The sequence below is a fragment of the Gallintestinimicrobium propionicum genome, from assembly GCF_025567525.1.
Lineage (GTDB): Bacteria > Bacillota > Clostridia > Lachnospirales > Lachnospiraceae > Gallintestinimicrobium > Gallintestinimicrobium propionicum.
Map to the genome: position 1 here is coordinate 53,703 of NZ_JAOQJY010000002.1, position 23,505 is coordinate 77,207.

Annotated in this window: 28 protein-coding genes and 3 pseudogenes; 20 read left to right on the forward strand and 11 right to left on the reverse strand. The window is 43.7% G+C overall.

What is annotated here, in order from left to right; genetic code table 11:
• The first annotated feature begins 15 nt into the window (after positions 1-15).
• From ade to OCV62_RS02315, 5 genes are all read left to right on the forward strand, one after another.
• Positions 16-1,725, forward strand: coding sequence for an adenine deaminase (ade, locus tag OCV62_RS02295; RefSeq protein WP_117962956.1), 1,710 nt, complete (start codon positions 16-18; stop codon positions 1,723-1,725).
• Between the two features lie 47 nt (positions 1,726-1,772).
• Positions 1,773-3,131, forward strand: coding sequence for a M20 family metallopeptidase (locus OCV62_RS02300; protein ID WP_262585074.1), 1,359 nt, complete (start codon positions 1,773-1,775; stop codon positions 3,129-3,131).
• Positions 3,132-3,300: 169 nt separating this feature from the next.
• The gene (argH, locus tag OCV62_RS02305; RefSeq protein WP_262584921.1) at positions 3,301-4,686 is read left to right on the forward strand and encodes an argininosuccinate lyase; all 1,386 of its coding nucleotides are present in this window, start codon (positions 3,301-3,303) and stop codon (positions 4,684-4,686) included.
• A 168-nt stretch (positions 4,687-4,854) separates the two neighbouring features.
• Complete coding sequence (locus OCV62_RS02310; protein ID WP_262584922.1) at positions 4,855-5,073, forward strand: aspartate dehydrogenase; 219 nt, start codon at positions 4,855-4,857, stop codon at positions 5,071-5,073.
• A gap of 23 nt (positions 5,074-5,096) precedes the next feature.
• Positions 5,097-5,429: an 8-oxo-dGTP diphosphatase gene (locus tag OCV62_RS02315; RefSeq protein WP_262584924.1), complete on the forward strand. Its 333-nt coding sequence runs from the start codon at positions 5,097-5,099 to the stop codon at positions 5,427-5,429.
• A 377-nt stretch (positions 5,430-5,806) separates the two neighbouring features.
• On the opposite strand, the gene OCV62_RS02320 is transcribed toward OCV62_RS02315, so the two are convergent.
• Positions 5,807-6,190, reverse strand: coding sequence for a LysR family transcriptional regulator substrate-binding protein (locus OCV62_RS02320; RefSeq protein ID WP_262584925.1), 384 nt, complete (start codon positions 6,188-6,190; stop codon positions 5,807-5,809).
• Positions 6,191-6,359: 169 nt separating this feature from the next.
• Between OCV62_RS02320 and tnpA the strand changes: the two genes are divergently transcribed.
• The 5 genes from tnpA (at position 6,360) to OCV62_RS02345 (ending at position 9,451) form a co-directional block, all read left to right on the forward strand.
• Positions 6,360-6,770 carry an IS200/IS605 family transposase gene (gene tnpA, locus OCV62_RS02325; protein WP_262584926.1) on the forward strand — a complete coding sequence of 137 codons (411 nt, stop codon included), beginning with the start codon at positions 6,360-6,362 and terminating at the stop codon, positions 6,768-6,770.
• Positions 6,771-6,788: 18 nt separating this feature from the next.
• Positions 6,789-8,045, forward strand: coding sequence for an RNA-guided endonuclease InsQ/TnpB family protein (locus OCV62_RS02330; protein WP_262584927.1), 1,257 nt, complete (start codon positions 6,789-6,791; stop codon positions 8,043-8,045).
• A gap of 105 nt (positions 8,046-8,150) precedes the next feature.
• Positions 8,151-8,282 carry a hypothetical protein gene (locus tag OCV62_RS02335; protein WP_262584929.1) on the forward strand — a complete coding sequence of 44 codons (132 nt, stop codon included), beginning with the start codon at positions 8,151-8,153 and terminating at the stop codon, positions 8,280-8,282.
• Entirely contained in the window at positions 8,279-8,641 is a 363-nt protein-coding gene (locus tag OCV62_RS02340) for a flavoprotein (protein ID WP_262584930.1), read from the forward strand. Before OCV62_RS02335 ends, OCV62_RS02340 begins: the two co-directional genes overlap by 4 nt.
• A 54-nt stretch (positions 8,642-8,695) precedes the next feature.
• Positions 8,696-9,451: an alpha/beta hydrolase gene (locus OCV62_RS02345; RefSeq protein WP_262584931.1), complete on the forward strand. Its 756-nt coding sequence runs from the start codon at positions 8,696-8,698 to the stop codon at positions 9,449-9,451.
• Positions 9,452-9,589: 138 nt separating this feature from the next.
• Here OCV62_RS02345 and OCV62_RS02350 read toward each other — a convergent pair whose 3' ends face one another.
• From OCV62_RS02350 to OCV62_RS02365, 4 genes are all read right to left on the reverse strand, one after another.
• On the reverse strand, positions 9,590-9,736 hold the full coding sequence (locus OCV62_RS02350; RefSeq protein ID WP_262584933.1) for a hypothetical protein: 147 nt from the start codon (positions 9,734-9,736) through the stop codon (positions 9,590-9,592).
• A gap of 228 nt (positions 9,737-9,964) precedes the next feature.
• Positions 9,965-10,432 carry a hypothetical protein gene (locus OCV62_RS02355; RefSeq protein ID WP_262584934.1) on the reverse strand — a complete coding sequence of 156 codons (468 nt, stop codon included), beginning with the start codon at positions 10,430-10,432 and terminating at the stop codon, positions 9,965-9,967.
• A 113-nt stretch (positions 10,433-10,545) separates the two neighbouring features.
• Positions 10,546-10,773, reverse strand: coding sequence for a DUF3847 domain-containing protein (locus tag OCV62_RS02360; protein WP_262584935.1), 228 nt, complete (start codon positions 10,771-10,773; stop codon positions 10,546-10,548).
• Between the two features lie 16 nt (positions 10,774-10,789).
• Positions 10,790-10,984, reverse strand: a complete 195-nt coding sequence (locus tag OCV62_RS02365) for a transposon-encoded TnpW family protein (RefSeq protein WP_262584936.1) — start codon at positions 10,982-10,984, stop codon at positions 10,790-10,792.
• Between the two features lie 240 nt (positions 10,985-11,224).
• Here OCV62_RS02365 and OCV62_RS02370 point away from each other — a divergent pair, with 240 nt between their 5' ends.
• The 5 genes from OCV62_RS02370 to OCV62_RS02385 all read left to right on the forward strand — a co-directional run bounded on the left by OCV62_RS02370 (position 11,225) and on the right by OCV62_RS02385 (position 14,572).
• Positions 11,225-11,497 (forward strand): hypothetical protein, encoded by a 273-nt coding sequence (locus OCV62_RS02370; RefSeq protein ID WP_262584937.1) that lies wholly within the window; start codon positions 11,225-11,227, stop codon positions 11,495-11,497.
• 261 nt (positions 11,498-11,758) lie between these two features.
• A complete protein-coding gene (locus OCV62_RS18780; protein ID WP_330667193.1) occupies positions 11,759-11,971 on the forward strand; it encodes a hypothetical protein in 213 nt (70 codons plus the stop codon).
• Positions 11,959-12,663, forward strand: coding sequence for a hypothetical protein (locus tag OCV62_RS02375; RefSeq protein ID WP_330667194.1), 705 nt, complete (start codon positions 11,959-11,961; stop codon positions 12,661-12,663). Before OCV62_RS18780 ends, OCV62_RS02375 begins: the two co-directional genes overlap by 13 nt.
• Positions 12,660-13,589 carry a RhuM family protein gene (gene rhuM / locus OCV62_RS02380; RefSeq protein WP_262584938.1) on the forward strand — a complete coding sequence of 310 codons (930 nt, stop codon included), beginning with the start codon at positions 12,660-12,662 and terminating at the stop codon, positions 13,587-13,589. Before OCV62_RS02375 ends, rhuM begins: the two co-directional genes overlap by 4 nt.
• Positions 13,590-13,729: 140 nt before the next feature.
• Positions 13,730-14,572, forward strand: a complete 843-nt coding sequence (locus OCV62_RS02385) for a carbon-nitrogen hydrolase family protein (RefSeq protein WP_262584939.1) — start codon at positions 13,730-13,732, stop codon at positions 14,570-14,572.
• Positions 14,573-14,749: 177 nt separating this feature from the next.
• Here the strand turns inward: OCV62_RS02385 and OCV62_RS02390 are convergent, their stop codons facing one another.
• From OCV62_RS02390 to OCV62_RS02400, 3 genes are all read right to left on the reverse strand, one after another.
• Positions 14,750-14,959, reverse strand: a complete 210-nt coding sequence (locus tag OCV62_RS02390) for a helix-turn-helix transcriptional regulator (protein ID WP_112779153.1) — start codon at positions 14,957-14,959, stop codon at positions 14,750-14,752.
• A gap of 1 nt (position 14,960) precedes the next feature.
• A complete protein-coding gene (locus OCV62_RS02395; protein WP_262584940.1) occupies positions 14,961-15,377 on the reverse strand; it encodes a hypothetical protein in 417 nt (138 codons plus the stop codon).
• A 151-nt stretch (positions 15,378-15,528) separates the two neighbouring features.
• A complete protein-coding gene (locus OCV62_RS02400; protein WP_262584941.1) occupies positions 15,529-15,906 on the reverse strand; it encodes a TnpV protein in 378 nt (125 codons plus the stop codon).
• Between the two features lie 186 nt (positions 15,907-16,092).
• Here OCV62_RS02400 and OCV62_RS02405 point away from each other — a divergent pair, with 186 nt between their 5' ends.
• The gene (locus OCV62_RS02405) at positions 16,093-17,499 is read left to right on the forward strand and encodes a hypothetical protein (RefSeq protein ID WP_262584942.1); all 1,407 of its coding nucleotides are present in this window, start codon (positions 16,093-16,095) and stop codon (positions 17,497-17,499) included.
• A pseudogene (locus OCV62_RS02410) lies at positions 17,427-18,356 on the forward strand (IS5 family transposase). The gene OCV62_RS02405 and the pseudogene OCV62_RS02410 overlap by 73 nt, the downstream one beginning before the upstream one ends.
• A 482-nt stretch (positions 18,357-18,838) precedes the next feature.
• Here the strand turns inward: OCV62_RS02410 and OCV62_RS02415 are convergent.
• The gene (locus tag OCV62_RS02415) at positions 18,839-20,746 is read right to left on the reverse strand and encodes an alpha/beta hydrolase family protein (protein ID WP_262584944.1); all 1,908 of its coding nucleotides are present in this window, start codon (positions 20,744-20,746) and stop codon (positions 18,839-18,841) included.
• A gap of 414 nt (positions 20,747-21,160) precedes the next feature.
• Here OCV62_RS02415 and OCV62_RS02420 point away from each other — a divergent pair, with 414 nt between their 5' ends.
• The gene (locus OCV62_RS02420) at positions 21,161-21,424 is read left to right on the forward strand and encodes a transposase (protein WP_262584946.1); all 264 of its coding nucleotides are present in this window, start codon (positions 21,161-21,163) and stop codon (positions 21,422-21,424) included.
• Between the two features lie 17 nt (positions 21,425-21,441).
• On the opposite strand, the gene OCV62_RS02425 is transcribed toward OCV62_RS02420, so the two are convergent.
• Complete coding sequence (locus tag OCV62_RS02425; protein WP_262584947.1) at positions 21,442-21,759, reverse strand: hypothetical protein; 318 nt, start codon at positions 21,757-21,759, stop codon at positions 21,442-21,444.
• Positions 21,760-21,864: 105 nt separating this feature from the next.
• Between OCV62_RS02425 and OCV62_RS02430 the strand changes: the two genes are divergently transcribed.
• Together OCV62_RS02430 and OCV62_RS02435 are read left to right on the forward strand one after the other, a co-directional pair.
• Entirely contained in the window at positions 21,865-22,848 is a 984-nt protein-coding gene (locus OCV62_RS02430) for a LacI family DNA-binding transcriptional regulator (RefSeq protein ID WP_262584948.1), read from the forward strand.
• A gap of 216 nt (positions 22,849-23,064) precedes the next feature.
• A pseudogene (locus OCV62_RS02435) lies at positions 23,065-23,304 on the forward strand (recombinase family protein); the annotation flags it as partial.
• 88 nt (positions 23,305-23,392) lie between these two features.
• Here the strand turns inward: OCV62_RS02435 and OCV62_RS02440 are convergent.
• Positions 23,393-23,497: pseudogene (locus OCV62_RS02440) on the reverse strand (DUF6061 family protein); the annotation flags it as partial.
• Positions 23,498-23,505 lie beyond the last annotated feature (8 nt).

Consider the following 23,505-nt stretch of genomic DNA (forward strand, 5'->3'; position numbering starts at 1 on the left):
AGAATGGGAGGGTATATGGATTACGCACTGTATCAGAAAATTTCAAAGGTCACGCTTGGAAAGCAGCCGGCGGACCTGGTTTTAAAAAATCTGAAGCTGGTGGATGTATTTACAGGGGAGATCGTGGAGTCAAACGTTGCAGTCAAGGACGGTCTGATCGCGGGGGTGTCGAGACGTTACCGCGGAAAAAAGGAGATCGACCTCGGTGGAAAATATCTTGCGCCGGGCTTTATCGACGCACATCTGCATCTGGAATCCACCATGGTTACGCCCAACGAGCTGGTCAGCACGGCGGCACGTTTCGGGACGACGACATTTATCGTAGATCCCCATGAGGCGGCGAATGTCAGCGGTGCGGCCGGGATTGACTATATTCTTGATCAGACGGAAAAATCTCCGGCGAACGTCTATGTCATGATGCCGTCCTGTGTACCGGCGACGCATGTGGACGATAACGGCGGTATTTTTTCCGCAAACGATATGTATCCGTACGTCCGCAATCCGCGGGTTCTGGGACTGGGGGAAGTGATGGATGATCCGGGGGTTATCAACGGCGACGAGAGCATGTTTTCCAAACTGCTGCTGTTTGAAAACCGGACGATTGACGGACATGCCCCCTATCTGCCGAACCGGGAGCTGAGCGCTTACAAGATGGCGGGGGTGGATACCGACCATGAAGCGACCAGCTTTGAATACGCGCTGGAAGAGGTGCGCCGCGGCATTCATGTCCATATCCGCGAGGGCAGCGCAGCCCACAACCTGAAGGATATCGTAGAGGGCATTGTCCGCACCGGAATCGATACGGAATATTTTTCCTTCTGTACGGACGACAAGCATATCGAGGATATTTTACGGGACGGCCATATCAGCTACAACGTAAAGCTTGCGGTTTCCCTCGGCATGAATCCGGTTCAGGCGATCAAAATGGCGACGATCAACACTGCAAAATGCTACGGATTAAAGCATCTGGGTGCGATTTCTCCGGGCTTCCAGGCGGACTTTGTTGTGCTGGATAATCTGCAGGATCTGAATGTGACAGATGTATTCTATAAAGGAAAGCTTGTAGACCGGAATGCGCCGATCCGTGTAAAAACGTGCGGCAGAGCGTTGAAACATACGGTACACCTCGACAAGGTGAAGGCAGAGCAGTTTGTGCTTCCGATTGGAAAAAAGAAAACCCATGTAATCGGCATCAATCCGTCCCAGATTACCACAGAGGATCTGGCGGTTTCTCTGCAGCCTGCGGCAAATTATGTTCCGACGGACGGCTATTCCAAGGTTGCGGCTGTGGAGCGGCATCATAATACCGGAAAAATCGGCGTTGCAGTGGCAAAGGGCTACGGCATCCGAAACGGCGCAGTGGCATCTTCTGTATCCCACGATTCCCACAACATCATCGTCATCGGGGACAATGACCGCGACATGGCATTGGCAGTGGACGAAATCATCCGAACGCAGGGCGGTTATACCGTTGTGGAAAACGGCGAGGTATTCGAAACGCTGCCGCTTCCGATCATGGGACTGATGAGCGACGCCGGGTTTGAGTCCGTCAATGAGACTTTAGGCCGGATGATTAAAAAAGCGCATGAAATGGGCGTTCCGGCGGATATCGAGCCGTTCATCACATTATCGTTCTTGGCACTTCCCGTCATTCCGACGCTGCGCATTACGCCGCGCGGTCTGTGCCTGCTGACCGCGAAGGGACCGGAAATTCTGCAGGAGTAAAGCCAGGCTGGAAAGCGCCTGCAAAAAAAGTTTTTATGGAGGAACTTATGGATATAAAAGAAAAAATTCATGAACTGTCAGAGGAAATGATTCAGAATCTGGGACGTCTGGTTGCGGTGGATTCCCAGCTCGGCACGCCCGAAAAAGGCAAGCCCTTTGGCGAAGGCCCGGCAAAAGCCCTTGAGGTTGGCTTAAAAATCGCTGACGAGCTCGGCTTTCAGACGGTCAATCTGGACAACTACTGCGGCTATGCAGAGATGGGCGAAGGAAAAGAGATTATCGGTATCGCCGGACATCTTGATATCGTGCCGGTGGGTGGCGACTGGACCCACGATCCCTTCGTGCTGACCCGTGAGGGCGATTATGTATACGGCCGTGGAACGACCGACGACAAGGGACCTGTTCTGGAAGCACTTTATGCGATGAAGCTGCTGCGGGATTCCGGCGTGAAGTTAAATAAAAGAGTCCGCCTGATCATGGGCTGTAATGAGGAAACCGGTTCGAAGTGCATGGCGTATTATAATGAAGTGGAAGAGGAACTGTCCTGCGGCTTTACGCCGGACGCGAACTTCCCCTGCATCCACGGCGAAAAGGGACACATGTCAATGATGGCATATTCCAAACATACGAAGATCCTTTCCATGAACGGCGGTTTTGTTACAAATGCGGTTTGCGATTCCTGCACGACAGTGATTCCTGCGGCAGCAGGTCTGAAGGAAAAGCTGGAAAAAGAGCTGGCTGAGACGAAGCTTCAGGAGTACCGCGTGACAGAAGAAAACGGAGAGATCACGATTTATGCAAAGGGAGTGCCTGCACATGCCAGCACGCCGACGCTGGGGGTCAATGCTGCAGGTGTAACCTTTGAGTGTCTGGAAAAGGCAGGCTTTGAAGATGATTTTGTCACCTTTTATAATACCCATCTCGGAACTGCCTGCGACGGCTCCGGTATCGGCTTAAAGGTTTCCGATGCTTATGGCGACCTGACGTTCTGCAATGGTATCGTTAAAACTCAGGACGGCGTGATTTCCTGCACGATTGATATCCGTGTTCCGGTTACCTTAGAGCCCGACGAGGTCCGCAGGCTGTGCGAGAATAAGCTGGAGGATGAGAACGGACGGATCGAGATTCTGGACATCGGCGATGGATTATTTTTCCCGAGAGAGTCCCCTCTCGTAGAAGCCCTGTACAAGGCGTATGTGGATGTGACTGGCGACACCGCAAACGAGCCGATGGTCATCGGCGGCGGAACCTATGCGAAGTCCCTGAAAAATATCATCGCCTTCGGTCCTGAAAAGCTCGGAATCGATTATCGCATTCATGGTGCGGACGAGTATATCCTTGTATCCGGCATGGAGGAAGCTGTGCTGGTATACATGGAAGCCATTAAGAACCTGCTGGCGATTTAAGTATTCCTGTATGGATTAGGATTTTTACCTGCACATTTCTTGACTAATATACATTGAAAATGTATAATTATTCATCGTGGTAGGAAGCTATATGCTCAGAGGGGCTGCAGCTGCCATAAAAAAGATTCATGGTCATTAAAGTTTCAGCAAAATAAAGGAGTAATTACAAATGGCAAGTTTATGGGGCGGAAGATTTGAAAAAGACATGGATGATATTGTAAAAAAATACAATGCATCTATTTTCTTTGACCAGAGAATGTATAACGAGGACATCGACGGCAGCATCGCGCATGTGACCATGCTTGGAAAGCAGGGCATCGTATCCAATGAGGAAAAAGATCAGATCATCGCAGGTCTGGAAGAAATCCGTAAAGAAATTGCGGAAGGAAAGATCCTGTTTACCGTAGAAGACGAAGATATCCATATGGGCATCGAGAGCCGTCTGATCGACAAAATCGGAGACGTGGGAAAAAAGCTCCATACTTCCAGAAGTCGTAACGATCAGTGTCAGGTAGATATCCGCCTGTATCTGAGAAAAGAAATTTATGAGATTTTGAACAGCCTGTGCTATCTGGAAAGCGTAATTCTGGAAAAGGCGGAAAAATATGAAGATAAGATTACAGTAGGCTTTACCCATCTTCAGCACGCACAGCCGATCACGATCGGATTTGTTTTTATGGCATATTTCCAGATGTTTAAAAGAGATATGGAACGTCTGACGGATACGCTGGAGCGTCTGAATTATAATCCGCTGGGGGCGTGTGCACTGGCAGGAACAACGATGCCCATCGACCGTCATTTGACGAGCGAGCTGCTTTCTTTTACTGCACCGACGGAAAATGCCATGGATACAGTCAGCGACCGGGACTACAGCCTGGAATTTTTGAGCGATGCTTCCATTTCCATGATGCACTTGTCCCGCTGGGCGGAGGAATTTGCATGGTGGAACTCTTCCGAGTTTTCCTATATCGCAATTGACGACAGCTTTTGCACCGGCAGCAGCATTATGCCCCAGAAGAAAAACCCGGATATGGCAGAGCTGATCCGTGGCAAGGTTGGCCGTGTATACGGCGATCTGATGCAGCTGTTGACCGTTATGAAGGGAACTCCGCTTGCTTATAACAAGGACTTCCAGGAGGATAAGGAGAGCCTTTTCGATGCGATCGACACCTGGAAAGCGACGATTGATATTTTTGCAAAGATGCTGGACAAGACCGAATTCCGGATGGATCAGATCGAAAAACAGCTTGGAAAAGGATTCTTAAATGCGACGGATATTGCAGAGCATTTTGCAAAGCAGGGCATTCCGTTCCGGGAAGCACATGCTATCGTAGGACATATGGTAAAAGCATGTGAGAAGAAGGGCTGTGACCTTGAAGATCTGACAGACGAAGAGCTGCAGGCGATCGACAAGCGCGTGACCAAAGAGCTGCTGGGGGACATCAGCATCAAGTCCTGTGTCAATGCCCGCGTATCCTTCGGAGGAACGGCACCTTCTGAGGTACATCGTCAGATCGAGGTTGGCCGTCAGTGGTTAAACAGCCTGGAACGGTAAGGAAGCAAGCTTTGAAACTTTTGGCAGCAAACAATAGAATGCACGCTCTGCGAGCATTCTATTGTCATGAATTGAAAAAGGTGATGCAGAATCCTGAAAACTGGGGATTTTGCATCACCTTTTTTACGGAGTTTATAGTACAATGATGACGAAAGGCAGGAAACAGCTATGTCACTATTTAAGAAAAAGTCATCTGCAAAATCCTATGATAAAGACACACAAAAACCTGTGATGAAAGCCAGTATCTGCAATGGGGAACAAGTTGCCGGCTTCAAGGATCTCCATACCGGGAAATTCGAAGAAGTGATGCTGATCTGCAGCGCAGCCGATCTTGACGCTTTCAGGGCCATGTACGGGATAACAGAAGAAATCACCAAAGAATACTGATTTACGAAAAGAGGGAACGACCATTGGGCGAAACATCAGAAAAACGGCTCGAAAAAGTCCGTTTCATGAACATGTGCATGATTCAGGACGGCAGAGGAAATGTGCTGGCGCTGGATAAAGTAAACGACAGCTACACCGGAACGACCTTTCCAGGCGGTCATGTGGAACCAGGAGAATTATTTTTTCAGTCTATGATCCGGGAGGTTTGGGAAGAAACGGGACTTACGATCGAAAATCCGGAATTTCGCGGGCTGTACCACTGGCATAAAGACGGCGTACATCATGTGATAACGCTCTACCGGGCGTACACTTTTTACGGCGAACTGGAAAGCTCCGATGAAGGACGGGTATACTGAATTTCGCTGGAAGAATTGAAGGCAAAAAAACTTGCATCAGGGATGGAGTACGTTCTGGAGATGATGGAGTCAGAAACGATAAAAGAATGCTATGTACGCCGGGAAGCAGACCGGTATGTGGGGACTGTGCATTGATTTATTGGAGAAATTGCAGCCGCGGGTCAGGGACAGCGCTTTAAAAATTTACATCAAGCATAAATTTGTGCTGCGAGGTGTGTTTATGGGACACCTCAGATGCTATGATGGAACCAGATAAGAACATTTCTTACTGGTTCTTTTTTAATGCATGACAATAGAATGCTCGCAGAGCGTGCATTCTATTGTATGAGGCACCGGGCGAGCTTGGCGGAGACTGATAAAAGAAAAGACCTCGTCCGTTAAACGGATTTTATATACTCCTTCATATATTCCAGCATTGCGATCGCTGTCGCATTGAGTATCGTATTTTTTAAATAACACAGATACGTCTGACTGTATAGGGCAGGGGCCAGCGGGATGAGTTTTAAATGCTGCCCAGCGGCGCTTGTCCGAACGGAGGCATCGAAGTGCCGGTCTGTCAGCAGGGAAATCCCCATATGCTGTGAGACGAGGTCAAAAATGGAATCCATGTGCTTGCATTCCAGGACGATGTTCGGCTGGAAACCACAGGAAGCGCAGAGAGAAAGAAAGAGCTGATGCAGCAACGTGCCCTGATTTAAGATCACAAAATCTTCGCTGGATAACTCTTTTAGGATAATAAGCGGGAATCCTCGGCAATTCAATTACCGAGATGAAAGCGCAAACTGTGCATATCTGCACTCATAATAAATAAAAATAACAAAACGGTTTTCATTCAATTTCTCCCTATAAAAAGCTGTATCCAGCATCATAAAAAGAATATATGTTCGATGTTTTATTGCGAAATTTTTGATATCATAGTATACTATATGCATGAAAGAAAATCTTATACATTATCGCACTTGTGTGTGCAATATTAATTACCATATGGTATGGTCGGTAAAATACCGGCGGAATATATTAAGTGCGGAGGTCGAGGCATATCTGCAGGAACTGGTGCAGGAGATCGCAGAAGATAAGGGCTTTACGGTCCATCTGTTTGAATGTGGAGAAGGAGACCATGTACACTGTTTTGTGTCAGCCCCTCCGAAATTATCCATAACTGCGATCATGAAATACCTGAAGGGGATCTCTGGCAGGAAACTTTTCGAATGTTTTCCGGAAATAAGAAACCAGCTTTGGAAAGGGGAGCTGTGGAACCATTCCTATTATGTGGAAACGGTCGGATCTGTATCGGAAGAAAATATCCGCAGGTACATCGAACATCAGAGCAAAGCGTACTGATACTATGGAGGAGAGGAAATGCTGCTGTCAAAGAAAACATTCATAAAGGTCAGCCGGGAATATGCGAACCTCATCGGGCATATGTGTTATGCAGCATCCAAGCTCTGGAATGTCTGTAATTACGAGCGTCAGCATTACAAAGAAACTGGGATAGAGCAGTATCCGGACTGGTATTATCAGAAAAAAGCCCATAAAGAGGATCTGTGGTATAAACAGCTCCCGTCCCAGACTGCCCAGGAAGTCTGCAAGCTGCTGGACAAGGCATGGAAGTCTTTTTATGCCCTGAAAAGAACCGGGGGGATTGAGACTCCCAGACCGCCGCGGTTTAAGCAGGAAAGTATCCCCATTACCTATATGCAGATGGGAATCGTGCATGAGCGGGATACGGGCAGGGTCCGCCTGTCCCTTCCAAAGGCATTAAAAAAATATATGGAAGAAACGTATCAGATCCATGAAAACTTTCTTTACCTTGAAAATAAGATTTTCAGGGGCATGGATCAGATCAAACAGCTGCGGATCTATCCGCCGGAGAAGGGAAATTGTAAAATTATTGTTGTTTATGAGGTACCTGACCAGGAAGAACTTCCACAGAACGGACATGAACTGTCCATTGATCTGGGACTCCATAATCTTATGACGTGTTATGATTCCGGGAACGGTAAGACGTTTATTCTGGGCAGGAAGTACCTTGCACTGGAAAGATATTTCTATAAAGAGATCGCAAGGGTGCAGGCCCAGTGGCATGGGCAGCAGTCCGGAAAGGGAGTAAAGTATCTGGCTACATCAAAACATATCAGGAAGTTATATAAGAGAAAACATGACTCAGTAACGGATTACCTGCACAAAGTCACAAGATATCTTGCAGAATACTGCCGGGAACAGGGGATCACCTGTGTTGTTGCAGGGGATATCCGGAATATCCGGAGAGAAAAAGACCTGGGGCACAGGACAAACCAGAAGTTCCACAGCCTGCCGTATAACAGGATCTACATCATGCTGGAATATAAGCTGAAAAGATATGGGATCCGTTTTATAAAACAGGAAGAAAGTTATACAAGCCAGTGCAGTCCGCTGTCAGCGAAAGTGGAGAAAAGATATGCAGAGCCGTCCAAACGGAAAGAGAGAGGGTTGTACAGAGATGGAAACAGAACCTATAACGCAGATGCCGTAGGCGCATATAATATCCTGAGAAAATATCACTCCGTATCCGGAGTAAAAAGAGAACTGTCCGTAACCGGACTGAAAACACCGGAAATAATAAAAGTAGCTGTATAGCTCTAAAGAGCAAACAGTAGTGGTGTCATGGATGCACCCTGAAAAAAAGGCGGTATCCCGCCTTAATTCAGATGCTCTGGTAACTCAGTTGCCGAGTAATTCACAATGTGCAAGATCAAGCAGTTTCCGGTAGCGGATATGATTCCGGCTATGGTTTTGATTTTCCCGATCGCAATTTTCTGGAATGACTGCGTAACTCCGGCTGTCAATATGCTTGCAGGAATGGTGCATGGATGAAAAAAAGACTGATTGTGGGAATCAGTGGCGGCAGCGGAATTCCACTGGCGACAGAGCTGCTTTCCCGGCTTCAAAAAATCGAAGAGATCGAAACGCATCTTGTATACACGAGAGGTGCAGAGATTACCGCAGCGCAGGAATCGGAACTGTCGATGGGAGAAATCTGCGCGCTGGCAGACGTTGTTTATGACAATAAGGATATCGGTGCGGCGAAGTTGCAGAAAGAATATATGACACAATCCGGAAGTCTCCGGATGGAGAAAGCTGTCCGGAGGACTTTTTGTGTCCTGCCGTGGCGGAGAATTTTGCACGGCAGGACGTTTTTTGCCTGCACTGCCGCAGAGTGTGGTATACTATAAAAAATGGACAGGAAAATGGGCTGCAAAAGTCATCCTGGAAAGGAGGAATATAGTATGAAAGAGTTTCATATCACAGACGACGGTATTCAGCTGCATGCAAAGCTGGACATGCCGGAGGAAAAAGAAAAGTGCCCGCTGGTTATCGTGTTTCATGGTTTAACCGGCAATATGGAGGAACGGCACATCACTGCTGTTTCCAGCGCAATGAATGAAATCGGATTTGCGACACTGCGCGTCGAACTGTACGGACATGGAAAAAGCGGTGGTGCCTTTGAACAGCATAATCTGATGAAGTGGATTAACAATGCCATGACTGTGACGGATTATGCAAAGACGCTGGATTTTGTGACAGACCTTTATATCTGCGGACATTCCCAAGGCGGACTGCTTACAATGCTGGCAGCAGGAATGCGGGCGGATGATTTTAAGGCAGCGATTCCGCTGTCTCCTGCAATTGTAATCCCGGATGGTGCGAGAAAAGGAAATCTGCTTGGTCAGCCCTTTGATCCGGAGCATGTTCCTGATATGCTGGAATGGGGAGACCGGCATCTGAGCGGCAATTATATCCGCACAGCACAGCTTCTGGATGTAGACGAGGCGATCCGCAAATATGAAAAGCCGGTGCTTTTGGTTCATGGAGATGCAGATGAGGCAGTTCCTATAGAATATTCCATTGATGCAGCGAAAAAATATAAAAATGCGGAGCTGGTACAGATTCCCGGAGACACACACTGCTACGATGAACATCTTGATCAAGTGACTGCAGCGGTGAAGAAATTTCTCGGCGAGATGGAGAACAGGGAAGGGTGACATAACAATAGAATGCTCGCAGAGCGTGCATTCTATTGTTTGTCGGTGCAGTTGTTTTACTACAGTTATCGAGTAATTAAATATTATTCAAAATATTGTCTCAGCCCTTTGTTTACAAGGGGCTGAGCTTTTTGCATCTCATGCCCCTCGTTTCTCGTGGGCTTGTTTTGAGCTCATAATACCGTTTGGACTTACGACTTTGAACTTTGTAGCATTTGGCCCCGTGTTATTTAACATGGCTGCCGGGGTGGCGGTTTCGTCCAAACGGTGCTGATTCTGCATCATATATACTACTTCCTGATGCTTGTTCGGATACAGATGAGAGTAGATGCAGAGGCCAGTCTTGAATTGTGGTAAACGGAGTATTAAAGATAGTTTGAAATGTGCTGAACATAAGTGAAATCCAGTAACAGATTCTCGAAAAAAATGTGCTTAACGATGAGTTTAGCATTGTTAAGCACATCTTTGTTAATCTGTTGTTCTATCAATACGATTTCTTTTTAATTACATTTATTAAGCTTCCTTCGTTTTATACTTTAAAAATCCAACTACTGTACAAATAATTCCTGTAAGCAGACTTATACACAGGACAATTCCCCCTGCACCATACACATCATCAAGACATCCATGCATCACAAGAAAAAGAGGTGTCGCATAAATAAATATTGCGCTCATTCCCATTAAGAACATCCTAAGAATCACAGGCATTCCCCAACAAACTGCCGATACAATCACAGTTGCAAAAGAAGTATTATAATTAGCTGATATGACCAATGTAATTGCACACAAAAGGAAAAGTCCTTGCAGTCCAAATAATAATAGTCTAACTAAGTATTGAGGGAAATTCACTTGATATACAGCCCGCAACATCTTCTCTCCAAGTACTATCCCCGTCATGTTGGTAAAGCCATCCATTCCGTAAACCAAGTTGCACAAAATAAAATCCAGCAGAACAATTCCAATAAAGACAGTAGCAGTCAATAAAAATGCTGCAAAAACCTTTGCATAAACATCTTTCCGCCGCCCCTCCTCTAAGGAAATTGCAAAAGCATTTCTGCCTCTGCAACTCCCAACATATAAAAGAAGATACTGTGTTAATCATTCTCAGTACCTTCCATTTCACTGCCCGTATCCGGGCACTTTTCCATTGCTCTGGTAAAATATTTTCCATTTCGTTCCTGCTGATTTAGAAAATTCAAAAGACGCATCACATCTTCCTCCACTAGCGGACGATCCAGTACCTTTTCCACGGTTCCTCCAATCTGGCACAGCAGATGAGTGCGTTTCTTGCGTTCCTCAATACTTCTCTGTGTTCTAACCATAAGATTGTTCCTCCTTTTAAACTGCTTCTGCTTCATCAGTAGCTGATGAAATTTCATCTGTAAGTGCCACTGTACCCATCAGGTGCAGCAGCTTATCTGCTACGGTATCCGTTGTGTCTTCTGCAAAATGCACATTGACATGATAGGTGGTTTTTCCAATCCTTTTTGTAAAAGTGCTGGTATACTTTTCCCCATTCTGTTTCTTTTCCATAAAAAATCCTCCATACTTCAATAAGTAATTGATAATCGAACGTTTGTTTGCTATAATAAATGCATAGCAGTTGGGGCACGAATGGAAATGTAAATCGTTCCTTTTTTCATTTTCCGTTTTCTTCTTTCTTGAATTTGAGTAATCTGTTTTAACTAGAGCAATTACCCCTTCATCTAAAGGAGAAAATTCCGATGCAAAACGGAACTGTTTTGAAAAGATTTTTTGAAAAAGGATTTTTATATGGAGAGCAGAGAAGATTTTTATTTTGATGATTCGGATAATCCGGGATCAGATGATACGATAGAAAAAGAAGAACATTATAAATGGACGATTGCACTGGAAGAGGAAATTAAAGAAGATGCTGTCATCCCGGAAGAGGATTTACTGGAACAGGCAGAACCTGAGGTTGCCGAACGGCTGATATTAAAAAGAGACCTGCGAAAAGCTGCCATTGCAAGAATGGAAGCTGCTGCCAGAACACAGGGGGATTTTGAAGATGTCATTGACGCATAGATAAAGAGAACAAAAACTGTGAAAGACGTGAGCGTTATCACGAGGTCTGCAATTTTAAGGAAGATTCATAAAAAACTGATTCCGATTTTGCAGTATAAATGTGATAACGGACTGTCAACAACTATGAAAGAACGCAACTTTTTAGAAAGACATTGCAGTACGGATGGATAGATGACATGATTGCCTTGTAATCGAATTTTACTTATAGCAATTACTCACAATAAAAATAGACATTTATGACGAAACAGAGGCATCAGAAATATGGATAACATTTTTAAACGCACCAGTGCTCACTGGGTACGTTATGATAAATATGAATGGAAAGAATCGACTGACGGCGTTTTGTACCTTACTCCGGCAAAAGAAGCCGTAATGTCACTTTACAATCCCATCAAGGAGTATGAGGAACTGGTACTGACCGCTCTTGGAATTGGTCTTGATGTTATGCAGAAAAAGCTTCTATGGAAGAACTAAAACAGAGGATTCAAAATTTTGCAGAACACTTTGGACTTCTGGGACTGATGACCGCACTTCCAACCACACCGGAATTTATCACCTATGATGCGGTGTATCTTCCAAAGAATCATTTCATCAGGCAGGAAACACTTTCTACGGAAGATTACCTCGCCTACTTCTTTCCTTTTGACAAGATCTCTTTTGTAAAAAAAGGTCGGGAATCTATGTGGAATACAGATAGCCAGGAAATGTTTGCGGTAATTATGACTTTACAAGATAAGCCACAAGCAGTGCTTATGAGCTTTCAAAAGGAATATGCTGAAAGCTATGAATGGATTACCACGGTATTCTCTGACTGGGCTTTTACCTTTGTTACCAGCTTTCTGTATTATCAAGATTATGATGCGTTGGAGGAAGCAGAACGTAATGTGTACCGAAAAGGAATGGAATGTTTCGGCGGCATTGCACCGACCTACCATATAGAACTACTGGATAAGCCCACTATTGTATGGGATTTCCATTCTCTTTTACTTGCCATTCAGATGATGTTTTCCTTTATGATAACGGATGAAAACTCTACGCTGAAACTGTGCAAGCACTGTGGAAAGATATTTGTAGCCAGCCGCTCCAATGTGCAGTTCTGTTCTCCGCAATGTAAAAATCAGTATAATGTATATAAGTGTCGGGCGAAAAAGGAGGATTTCGAATGATCAGTGAAAAAGATGAGATAGTTTTATTTGAAAATGGAGAATTGGCATTGGAAGTAAATGTATCTCCACAACTGGAAACCGTATGGTTGTCTTCAAACCAAATGGCACTTCTTTATGGCAGAGACGAAAAAACCATTCGAAAGCATGTCAACAAGATTTTTGCCGATGGAGAACTGGATCGAGAGAGCAACACGCAAAAAATGCGTGTTGCTGGTGTCACTCAGCCAGTTGCTTTCTACAACCTCGATGTCATCATATCCGTCGGTTATCGTGTCAATTCAAAGCAGGGCATCGCTTTTCGTAAATGGGCAAACTCTATCCTGAAGGAATACATAATTCAGGGATATGCTGTAAATACTAGCCGTATGAACCAACTCGGTGAGGTAATACGGATTATGAAGCGGACAGAAAACAGTCTGGATGCTAAACAGGTACTTTCCGTAATTGAAAAATACAGTCTTGCTTTGGACTTACTGGATGATTATGATCACCAGACAATGAAACGCCCAGATGGAAACAAAACAGTCTATATATTATCCTATGAAGAATGCAGACAAGTTATTGACAGTATGAAATTTTCGGCTGATTCCGATTTGTTTGGCAATGAAAAGGATGATTCCTTTAAGGGTAGCATCGGTAATATCTACCAGAGCTTTGCGGGGCAGGATATCTACCCGACACTGGAAGAAAAAGCAGCAAACCTTTTGTATTTCATAACAAAGAATCACAGCTTTTCCGATGGCAACAAACGAATCGCAGCAACAATGTTTCTGTATTTCCTTGATAAAAATGGCATCCTGTTTGCTGATGGAAACAAGCTGATTGACGATCATACACTTGTGGCACTGACGATTATGATTGCAGAATCAAAACCAGATGAAAAAGAAATGATGATAAGCCTAATTATGAACTGTATTTGCGGATAGGCTGGAGCCTTGGTAGCTGATGCATTCATGGCATAATGATATGGACAGGGCATTGATTGAGCCCTGTCCTTCTTATATGTTGTATCACTTTTTAAACAGTGCTACAATAAAGAAAATTAGAATTTGATGGAGGAAATAGAATGACTTTCAAAGTAGCAATTTTGCAAGCTCGGTCAGAGAATGCTAATATCAGTAAAAACGTAGATATAATACATCATGCTATGAAAAAAGCATCAATAAATAACGCAGATATTCTTTTGCTTCCAGAGTGTTTTATTACTGGTTATGATTTGCCGATGACTTACGAAAAAAGCATATCCGACGATAACGAAGTAATTCAAAATATATGCGCTTTGGCGAAAGAGTATCATATGGGCGTGGTTTTGACTTCTTTTACGAAAGGAGAACGGAAACCTCAAAATACTGCATTTGTTATTAGTAAGCAAGGAAATATATTGATGAAATATTCAAAAGTGCATACTTGTGATTTTGCAGATGAAAAAGAAGTCGAAGAAGGAAAAGAATTTAAGGTATGTAATTTTGATGGGGTCAAAATCGGAATTATGATTTGCTATGACCGAGAGTATCCCGAAAGTGCGAGAATTCTTATGATGAAAGGTGCGGAAATTATCCTCGTTCCCAACGATTGCGGTTCTATGAAACCAAGATTGCAGGCGTTATCCACAAGAGCATATGAGAATATGGTGGGCATCGCAATGGCGAATCCCAATGGGGTCAATGCGGGATGTTCGTGTGCGTACAGTCCTATATGTTGGGATGAAAATGGTGAATGTGTTGATAATACCATTTTGGTGGCTGATGACTGTTCCGAAGGTATCTTTTATGCAGAGTTCGATATGGATAAGATAAGAGAATACCGAGGCAGAGAAATGATGGGTAATACATTTAGAAAAGTGGGAGCCTATGCTGAATTGTTAAATCCTGCGATTCACGAACCATTTATACGAGAAGGTCAGGAATAAAACAGAAACTTTCAGTTTACAGCTTCAGGAACAGGGCAAACAGCAGTCTCACAAAAAGAAATCCTTTGACAGAGACAGGTAACTTCGGCAAAGAAAAACCGCCGCTATGGCTTTACCCATACACGGCGGAGTACATAGTTTTAGGACAGCATTTACTGCTTCTTTATAAAAAACTCTTCACTTTTCGCTATCTACAAATTCAAACAATTCTTCGACAGCCACATTGAATATTTTCGCTATATCCATAGCTAACTTTAAAGAAGGATTATATCTGCCATTTTCAAGGTGAACAATAGTTTCTCTCCTTGCACCAACCATCTCAGCGAGTTCACTTTGCTTATATCCTGCCTTCTCTCGGTATTCTTTGATTTTTGTAATGAGAGCCATATTACACCCCCTTGCTATCCATAACCACAAATATCACTGTTCGAATAATAGATAAAACCAAAATTGACAAAACAATCGTCCACCCAATAAATCCTGTACTGACGGCATTTGCTTGACCGAGAATGGCAGCACCAAAAGCAACTACAACCATTACACCAACAAATAATTTTAAGCAAATTGAGTCACATCGTTTCAAGTTTTGTTCTGCCATTTCGTCAACGCCTTCTTTCTTGTAATTCTTAATTCTCACATACTGAAACAAGAAAAAAGCAATGAGAACACCGCCAAGTGCATACTGTGCTGTTAAATACCAGTCTTCCCAATCGGTTCTTGCCCACATCCAATAGTAGGATGTAAGAATGATGGCATAAACAATTTTAGTTCCGACAATTTCTTTTAAAGATACTTTTTTATTCATATTAGGTTCCTCTCGTGTTATATATTTCGCACTTACGATGTTATAAATATATCACCTCGACTTATGAATGTCAATAGAGTAAGTGAAATATTTATAACTTTCCTGTTTTCCTAAAGGCAAAGCGGCAGAGATTGCTCCCTGCCGCTTTGCCTTATGCGTAAATGATTTCCGTGTTCACAATCTCCACAGCACAAGCTCGAATGTTATTCATTCTTCCAATCCATTCAAAAGCATTTTCAGCTTTTAACTGCTCTGTTACACCCTGCGCCTGTTTCATTTGTTCGATAAGTGTTTCTAAACGTTCCTGTGCTTGTTCGTTAATGTCAACGAGATAGCTGTTCAATTTACCACTTATCAGGAGCGTTGTATAGGTAACATTTTTATATTCTTTTAGATAGCGTTTGTGGCGCTGTCCCCAAATGCCAATAGGTCTTTCTTCTTCGGCTGATAAGGTAAGACAAGGGATATAATAATCTCCTTGCAGTTCATACCATAAACCATTGCTTTCATCTAAAATGTACTTGTCCATTCAATAAATCCTCCAGTATAATATAATAATCTCTCGGAATCTTCAGCCCAGTAAAATCAAGGCTTTCAGATCCTTCTTTTTATAAAATCCCCCACTTTTTTGCCTAAATCGCTTGACAAATATACCGAAAAATGCGGCGCTTCGCGCCCTTGATCAAAAGTACATTTTTCGATTGGAGGCGATTTTTTGTTACCTGTTAATTGTGGCAGTCATGCCGATTATCAAAACTTTGTTATTGAAAACCTTCGTAAATATTATACTGATCCTGATGCCCTTGCACGTTCCACTTGGGATATCATTGAACGCTTCTGGTATCTGGATTTGTCGGATACCGATGTTCTTTTAGCTGATAAATATTCCAGGTTTGGTCCTGCCCCAAGAACTCCTTCCTGTATGCAGCGCTCTTACCTGCTATCCATTGATTTTAAAGTTTCCTCTATCACCGAATGGGCTGCCCAGCTTAAAATAAACCCTCTTTTTGCCATCCTCAGTGGTTTTCAGGTTGGTGACACTCCGGGTGTTGGTACTTTTTATGATTTTATGAAGCGCTTATGGGATTCTGATGATCCCCATATGTCCCCTCATATCCATCCGATGAAAACAAAAGTGAAAAAGCCACATGCCAAAGGTGAAAAAGCCGCTTCGGTTGAAAAAATAACCGTTGCTGCCCTTCTGCCACAGTTGGAAAAAACATCTTTTTCCATCAACGACCAGCCTTACGCTTCTCTCTTTAAAATCTATCGAAAAGAATTTTTGGATGTCTCCGTGGAAAAGGGTCTTATCCATAAGGATAATCTCGCCCTTGCCGATGATGGGACTCCTGTTGTCACTTCGCACAGAGAACGCAAAAAATGCATATGCAAATGTAAGGAAAATGGCATCTCTGACTGTAACTGTGACCGGTACTTTTCTCAGCCTGACTGTGACATCGGCTGGGATTCCTCTCGCGACTGCTTTTATCATGGATATGATTTATATATGCTGATCGATTCACAGAGTGATCTCCCCGTATTTCCCCATTATTCCTGTGCTTCAAAGCATGATTCACATGGATTCCTTCAGGCTTTTTTTCGAATGAAATCATTCCTTCCAAATTACCAAGTATCAAAAGTACTTTTAGACTCCGCACATGATGCCATGCCTTACTATCAATACTTTAGGCGCAAAAACATCACACCATTTATTGATCTTAACAGCAAAGCTGGAAGACCACCTGTCTATAAAAATGATTTTACCATTGATAACGACGGGGTTCCTGTCTGCCCAGCCGGGCACCGAATGCGGCGCGATGGTATCGAAGTTGCGAAAGGACGCATGAAATTCAAATGTCCGAAGATCAGTCATACAGGCGGTTGGATTTCCTGTACCTGTGACAACCCATGCTCAAACGCTAAATATGGTCGCACCGTCCACTTGGTGTTAGATGACAACCCAAGACTCTTTAATCATCCACCACGAAGCAGCAAAGAATGGAAACTGGAATACAATGCAAGAACATCTGCAGAACGTTTGATATTGTCATATGGACAAAGAAAAAAGAGTTTCTTGCCCAGATCGAGCGGATCGTCCCGTGGAAGGAATGGCTTGCGCTGATTTAGCCGTGCTATTATAAAGGAGAGCGCGGCAACAAACCCTATCCGCTGGAGACCATGCTGCGGCTGTATCTGCTGCAAAATCTGTATGACTTGAGCGACGAAGCGACAGCGGCAGAAGCAATCGACAGCCGGGCGTTTTCGGATTTCTGCGGCGTTGATTCAAGCAACCAGGTGCCGAATGGGGATACCATTGGCCGCTTCCGGAACCTGCTGGTGAAAAACGGATTACAGGAGAAGCTGTTCACGCAGGTCGTAGCTGCACTGACGGAACAGGGTCTGATCCTGAAAAAGGGAACGATTGTTGATTCCACCATCATTTCCGCGCCATCCTCCACCAAGAACAAGGAGAAGAAGCGGGATCCGGATGCACATCAGGTCAAGAAGGGCAATACATGGCACTTTGGCTATAAAGCGCATATCGGCGTAGATAAGGACAGCGGACTGGTCCACACATTGGCGGCGACACCCGCCAATGTTCATGACGTGTCGCAGGCTTCATCACTGTTGACTGGTGAGGAAGAGGTCGTTTACGGTGACAGCGGCTATCTCGGCTCCGGAAAGCGTGAGGACGCAATCGTTCGGAATAAGTCTGGCCGCAAAATCAAATACAAAATCAACCGTCGTCCATCCCAGCTAAAGAAACTGAGTAAGAGCGGCCAGTACGCGGCCAAGAAAGCAGAACATGCAAAATCTTCTGGCCGTGCGAAGGTGGAGCACGTATTTGGCATCGTCAAAAAACAACTAGGGTTTCGGAAAACGCGATACCGAGGGCTCGAAAAGCAACGAGCCAAATTCAATATCATATTTGCGTTAGCGAATCTGCTTCTGGCTGACAGGCCCTGCCTGGCGGCTTGAATCTGTATACCTTCTGCGAGAATTCTAAGCGCAAACCGTTCTGCCAAAAGCCACCTGCTGGCAGGACAGTTCTTTTTGCCTTATTATGCGATGTTGCCTTAAATGTGTATTCTTAGCCATGGTTTTCTCCGTTTCTTAGCTGCCGCCATTCGGAGAAAACGAAGGGGCTCTGCCCCTTAAACCCCGAGGTTTATCGCTTTTGTTTCCAGGAAGGCAGCAAAAAAGGCAGCATCCGTTAAGATGCCGCCTTCCCGCAAACCCTATGTGCCGCTCAGGTCGCTCCTCAGCGTTGCCCTATCCTGCACATAGGTAAAGCATTAGTATTGTAAACTACCGTTGGAGTCAAGTCAAGAGCTGCTGTAATGTTTGTAAAAGTTACTTCCGGGTACCTTTTTGCAAGATTAACTTCCGCTCCGCCTGCCCTCCAACCGGATTTTAACTATTCAATTGACGAGATTGTCTACTCAATATACTATTCTTATTTATGGCAGTAACGATGTGGTCATGCTTGCTTTCATTACGCCCATAGCAGCAAAGATAAGTGAAACTACGATTGCACCAAGCCAGATGTTTCCGGTCTTTTTAAAAGCCTTTCTGACAAAGAACGGAGCAAGAAACAACATCCAGAAATTAATCGCCAAGACAAGTAAATCGCTCCAGTTCCACCCAAAAACACGAGGGGTTAGTCCTGTTATCAACAAGGTTGAATATTGAATTATTAAAAGAATCATACAGCCAAGGCTGTTACTTAGGCCGCAGATTACAAGGTTTTTTGTCTCGCTCATGCCTTCAACACGAAATGCACCATTGATAAGAAGACTGTACTGGACATAGAACAAGAAGAAAAACGGCCAGTAGTTCAGTAAGGCAGGAAGTTTTTCGGGCTTGAATGGTTTTAATGCGCTCATCCACATTCGGAAATCCGTATTGAAACTCCATTTACAAAACGTAACAATTCCATAAACAATTACAAAAATAGCCAAACCCACACAGAATGTTTTAAACAATTCGACCTTTCCAATTTTAAGTCCAATCATCTCATCGGAACGAAGTCCGGTCTTTTTGTCACGTTTGAAATTGAGCCAGAACCAAAACGCTACCCAGATAGTATTCAAAAAAGTCCATGTCACAATGAGGTTCATCGGCGCAATATTGAACCAAGCTGTCGGTGTTCCGCAGGAAGCGTCAGGAAATATTTTTAAGTATAGAGGCATAGTGATAAATGCCGTAACAACAGAAACACAGCCTCCCGCTATCACACCTATCCAGAACTTCTTGCTTTCCTTCTTGTCAGTCAAAGCTGGTACTTTAGGGGGCTCCTTCTCAGCACGTAACTTTTGAAATACTGGCATAGCAAGAACCAAATCCATTAAAGGAAGTAACGCAGCGAGTAGGGCCAAAAGAGCTATAGCATTGAAAAGGAGTTTCGCAGGATAAATGAGACTTGTAGGAGAGACAGGTGTATTGACCTCGAAGCAATATGTAAAGAAACTTATAATGTCTCTAACTGCCTCGGGAACAATGGGGATTGCTCCATGGATTGAAAGCGGTTGATATATAATGCGGAGTGTGTTGTCCTCTCTGTTTCCGTAATAAGTTCCTTCCTCCACATAATCAACTTTTTCCCCATCAGATAAACTGGAATTGATAAATTCAATTCCTTCGATTGCATCACCTACAATACGACTTGTTTTTGTTGATACAAGGTCACCACATTCCTCAATAGACCCCATCAAACAGCCGACATTTACATGAAGCGCAGATGGATCATATCCATTGTTTGCGGTGGGAGGTGAGCCGCACGGCAGGGCTGCTGTAACCTTTAGCAAGGATTGAGCTGCTAAAAGCTCATCTTCGGTGATGGATTCACCCCCGTCTGAATCGGGGCTTTGCGCTTGCTCAATAGCGGCATTATACATATGCCCATAATGTTGTACTGTTGTCCATGTGCATATTCCACCCATTGACAGTCCGGTAACCCCCACTTTATCTGTATCTATAAAGTCCAGTATACCACTGGTCAAATAATCTGTTAGGGCAACCATCCCCATTCCATCCGAGTACATATTCGTATATAGAGCCATTTCACCCTTTTGATAAAACATACCCGATGTACCATGACTATATGGCTCCATATTAGCAACGGCTATTCCTCTTCTTGAAAGTTCTGTAGCAACATAACTCCAAGACTCTCCTGCATCCTCCCACCCGGAGGAAGTGATAACCAGCGGAACTTTATTTTCAGCAGAGGCATTTTGGGGGATATACAAGGTTGCGTTTAACTGCTGTTGATGATCAGTTACTATAGAGATGTTCATTGTGCGAACTTTCCCGAAGTTCGTTTGCACTAACATTGCACCTATGCTGGCAACCAAAATAATTATCAGCAAAATACACAGAGTGCGATACCATGATTGTTTTTTTCGTGTTTTCCTCCTTGAAAAATATTGGGTTTACACAGTAGTTAATCGTTTATATAAACGATTAACTACTGTGTAAATAGTATATCTTACCATTGCAATTGCTTCAATTGACAAATGGTCTAAAAAGGTTTCTTTTTTTTTGTTCAATTCTACAAGATGCCCTTGCATGTAAAAGCGAATTTATCTGATTTTTGTTTTTAGCTTGACTTGACTCCAAGCTGACTATATACTTTAAAAAATAAGGCAAAGGTGAAGGTTGAAACAATGCAATTTAAGCACTATACCGAAAAAGAACACACAAAACCAAGCCACCTAAAAGCAGGCGAAAATCGAAGTTATGCTTAAAAGTTAAGTAGTAGATGGAGCAGTTACAAGATATCCTTGCCGCTGGCGGATAAAGGCTATGACAGCGATAAATTTGTACGCTGGTTGGAAGAACGGGGCGGAATCGTGGTGATTCCCAGCCGTATCACTGCCAAACACCCCAGGAAAACAGACTGGCACACATACAAAGAGCGTCATCTGGTGGAAAACCTTTTCCTCAAGCTGAAAAACAACCGCCGTTTTGCCACCCGGTATGAGAAGAAAGCACTCTATTTTCACGCTGTTGTCTGTCTTGCCTGTATCCTTGTTTGGTTTCTTTGATGGTTTTAAAACGGACTCTAGGAGCAAAGATGCTTTGAGGTGGGGAGCACGGATATGTCCACGCCAATTTCAGAGATAACACCTATAGCAGAAAAGGCTTGGATACCCTGAGCCGTTGCAATGATGTTGAGCTGTGGGAGATATTTCTCAGAGGTAGCCAGAATCAGCGATTGTAGGTTCAGTTTGCACAATTCCAAGACATCCATGTGGGAGCGGATGATGCGGGACTTTTCAGCCTGTTCAACACACATTTTCCCGTCCACGGCGGCAAGGATTTCTACGTCAGTTGCTTTCATGTGCTTAATGCGGAAACCGGAAACGTCTGTGATTTTCACCGCAGGTTTTTCCAAAATCCCAACAAATTTTTTTGCTGCGTTAGAGCCACTTCGTTTCGTGCCCTTTTGTGCTTTGTAGCGCAGCGGAAAGGCATGGTCATAAAAATGAAAAAGAGCAGTATGGCGGATGTTGCAAGACTTGCCGGAGTCTCTATTGCCACCGTAAGTCATGTGATTTCTGGGAAAAGATACGTATCAGATGAGATGACACAAAGGGTGAAAAAAGCTATTGAGGAACTGGCATATACTCCAAACTTGGCAGCTAGAAATTTAAAAACAGGAAAAAGCAATGCAATTCTTTTTATTGTTCCTAATATTGGAAATAATTTTTTTTCTACAGCTGTAGAAGAGTTAGAAACTTACTTTTCTGAGGTTGGCTACAGATTACTAATTGCAAGTACTAAAGAAAATGTCACTCGTGAGGCGGAGCAGCTTCATGAAATTAACAGTAGCATGGTAGATGGAGTTATTTTAGCTAGCACTGCAGAAAGTTATGATCAGCTAATGCAATATCTTCCACACACGTTACCAATTGTTCTTTTTGACCGTAGTTTTGATGCGATTAATTTGAGTAGTGTTGTGTGCAGCAGTGCCCCTCAGTTGTCAGAAGCAGTTACTGCACTGTATAAAAAGGGCCATCGTCGCATTGGATTTATTGTCAGCCGCCGACGGATATCAAGTGCACAAGAGCGGTTAGGCGCATATCTTCATGTAATGGAGCAATTTGGTATTTCAGATATCAATACTTTCATCAAAGAAAGCGAAGATGATTATGCAAAGGTTGAGATAGGCTGTGCACAGTTATTACAGGAGGGGACAACAGCGATTATTGCCTCCGATGGCGCAATATCCTTTTATACAAGACACGCTTGCATTCAAATGGGGAAGATCCTTGGGAAAAATATTGAAATTGTTGGGTACGTTGATGCACCAAATACCGACTTGATGATTGACTATTTTGCAACCATAAAACTGCCAATTCGAGAGGCAGCACACAAAGCGGGGGAAGAGATTATTTCTTGTATTCAGAATCCGAATATTATTCATAAAATTGAACTCTCTGCTACACTTATTTTTCGTCAGTCTTAATTTAAAATTCAAATATTTATATGTAAACGGTTTGAAACGCACCCGCACACAAAGGCTATTTATGTGCGGGCACATTTTTTTGACATTAATGTTGGAGGTTATGATGAAGAGAGGCAGAATTTTGAAGTCAAGAAATTTTCAATGTTTTTTATTTATAAAAAGTGAAAGATAACAATTTATTAGTTTTGAATACTTCGCAGAAATTACCCTTGACAAATACAGTTTCAGAAGAAAATGCTTGAAAAGTATGCCAAAGAACAGGGTTTTACGAATCTTGCACACTATACCGATGATGGGTATAGCGGCACAAACTTTGACAGACCGGATTGGAAGCGATTGACTGCTGACATTGAAGAAGGGAAAATCGGATGTGTTATCGTCAAGGATATGAGTCGAATCGGCAGAAATTATCTGGAAGTAGGATTTTATACGGAGGTTCTATTTAGTACAATGGGATTCCCGGAAAATTGGAAAGAGTTACTTCAACATAAATAGTGATTGAAATCCCGCACCACTGATGCGAGATTTCAATAATAAACATATATCAGAAGATATCCAAACTATCCTCTGCATCCACCCATGCTTGCATCTCACCATCGAGAGCAAGCCTTGCATATTCCAGCGGATTATCAATCGCCAGACGTGATATTAACAGTT

Bases quoted from the DNA above. Each gene is read 5' to 3' on its own strand.
- ade (WP_117962956.1), top strand. From the start codon at position 16: ATGGATTACGCACTGTATCAGAAAATTTCAAAGGTCACGCTTGGAAAG.
- OCV62_RS02300 (WP_262585074.1), top strand. From the start codon at position 1,773: ATGGATATAAAAGAAAAAATTCATGAACTGTCAGAGGAAATGATTCAG.
- argH (WP_262584921.1), top strand. From the start codon at position 3,301: ATGGCAAGTTTATGGGGCGGAAGATTTGAAAAAGACATGGATGATATT.
- OCV62_RS02310 (WP_262584922.1), top strand. From the start codon at position 4,855: ATGTCACTATTTAAGAAAAAGTCATCTGCAAAATCCTATGATAAAGAC.
- tnpA (WP_262584926.1), top strand. From the start codon at position 6,360: ATGAAAGAAAATCTTATACATTATCGCACTTGTGTGTGCAATATTAAT.
- OCV62_RS02330 (WP_262584927.1), top strand. From the start codon at position 6,789: ATGCTGCTGTCAAAGAAAACATTCATAAAGGTCAGCCGGGAATATGCG.
- OCV62_RS02335 (WP_262584929.1), top strand. From the start codon at position 8,151: ATGTGCAAGATCAAGCAGTTTCCGGTAGCGGATATGATTCCGGCTATG.
- OCV62_RS02340 (WP_262584930.1), top strand. From the start codon at position 8,279: ATGAAAAAAAGACTGATTGTGGGAATCAGTGGCGGCAGCGGAATTCCA.
- OCV62_RS02345 (WP_262584931.1), top strand. From the start codon at position 8,696: ATGAAAGAGTTTCATATCACAGACGACGGTATTCAGCTGCATGCAAAG.
- OCV62_RS02350 (WP_262584933.1), bottom strand. From the start codon at position 9,736: ATGATGCAGAATCAGCACCGTTTGGACGAAACCGCCACCCCGGCAGCC.
- OCV62_RS02360 (WP_262584935.1), bottom strand. From the start codon at position 10,773: ATGGTTAGAACACAGAGAAGTATTGAGGAACGCAAGAAACGCACTCAT.
- OCV62_RS02365 (WP_262584936.1), bottom strand. From the start codon at position 10,984: ATGGAAAAGAAACAGAATGGGGAAAAGTATACCAGCACTTTTACAAAA.
- OCV62_RS02370 (WP_262584937.1), top strand. From the start codon at position 11,225: ATGGAGAGCAGAGAAGATTTTTATTTTGATGATTCGGATAATCCGGGA.
- OCV62_RS18780 (WP_330667193.1), top strand. From the start codon at position 11,759: ATGGATAACATTTTTAAACGCACCAGTGCTCACTGGGTACGTTATGAT.
- OCV62_RS02375 (WP_330667194.1), top strand. From the start codon at position 11,959: ATGGAAGAACTAAAACAGAGGATTCAAAATTTTGCAGAACACTTTGGA.
- rhuM (WP_262584938.1), top strand. From the start codon at position 12,660: ATGATCAGTGAAAAAGATGAGATAGTTTTATTTGAAAATGGAGAATTG.
- OCV62_RS02385 (WP_262584939.1), top strand. From the start codon at position 13,730: ATGACTTTCAAAGTAGCAATTTTGCAAGCTCGGTCAGAGAATGCTAAT.
- OCV62_RS02390 (WP_112779153.1), bottom strand. From the start codon at position 14,959: ATGGCTCTCATTACAAAAATCAAAGAATACCGAGAGAAGGCAGGATAT.
- OCV62_RS02395 (WP_262584940.1), bottom strand. From the start codon at position 15,377: ATGAATAAAAAAGTATCTTTAAAAGAAATTGTCGGAACTAAAATTGTT.
- OCV62_RS02400 (WP_262584941.1), bottom strand. From the start codon at position 15,906: ATGGACAAGTACATTTTAGATGAAAGCAATGGTTTATGGTATGAACTG.
- OCV62_RS02430 (WP_262584948.1), top strand. From the start codon at position 21,865: ATGAAAAAGAGCAGTATGGCGGATGTTGCAAGACTTGCCGGAGTCTCT.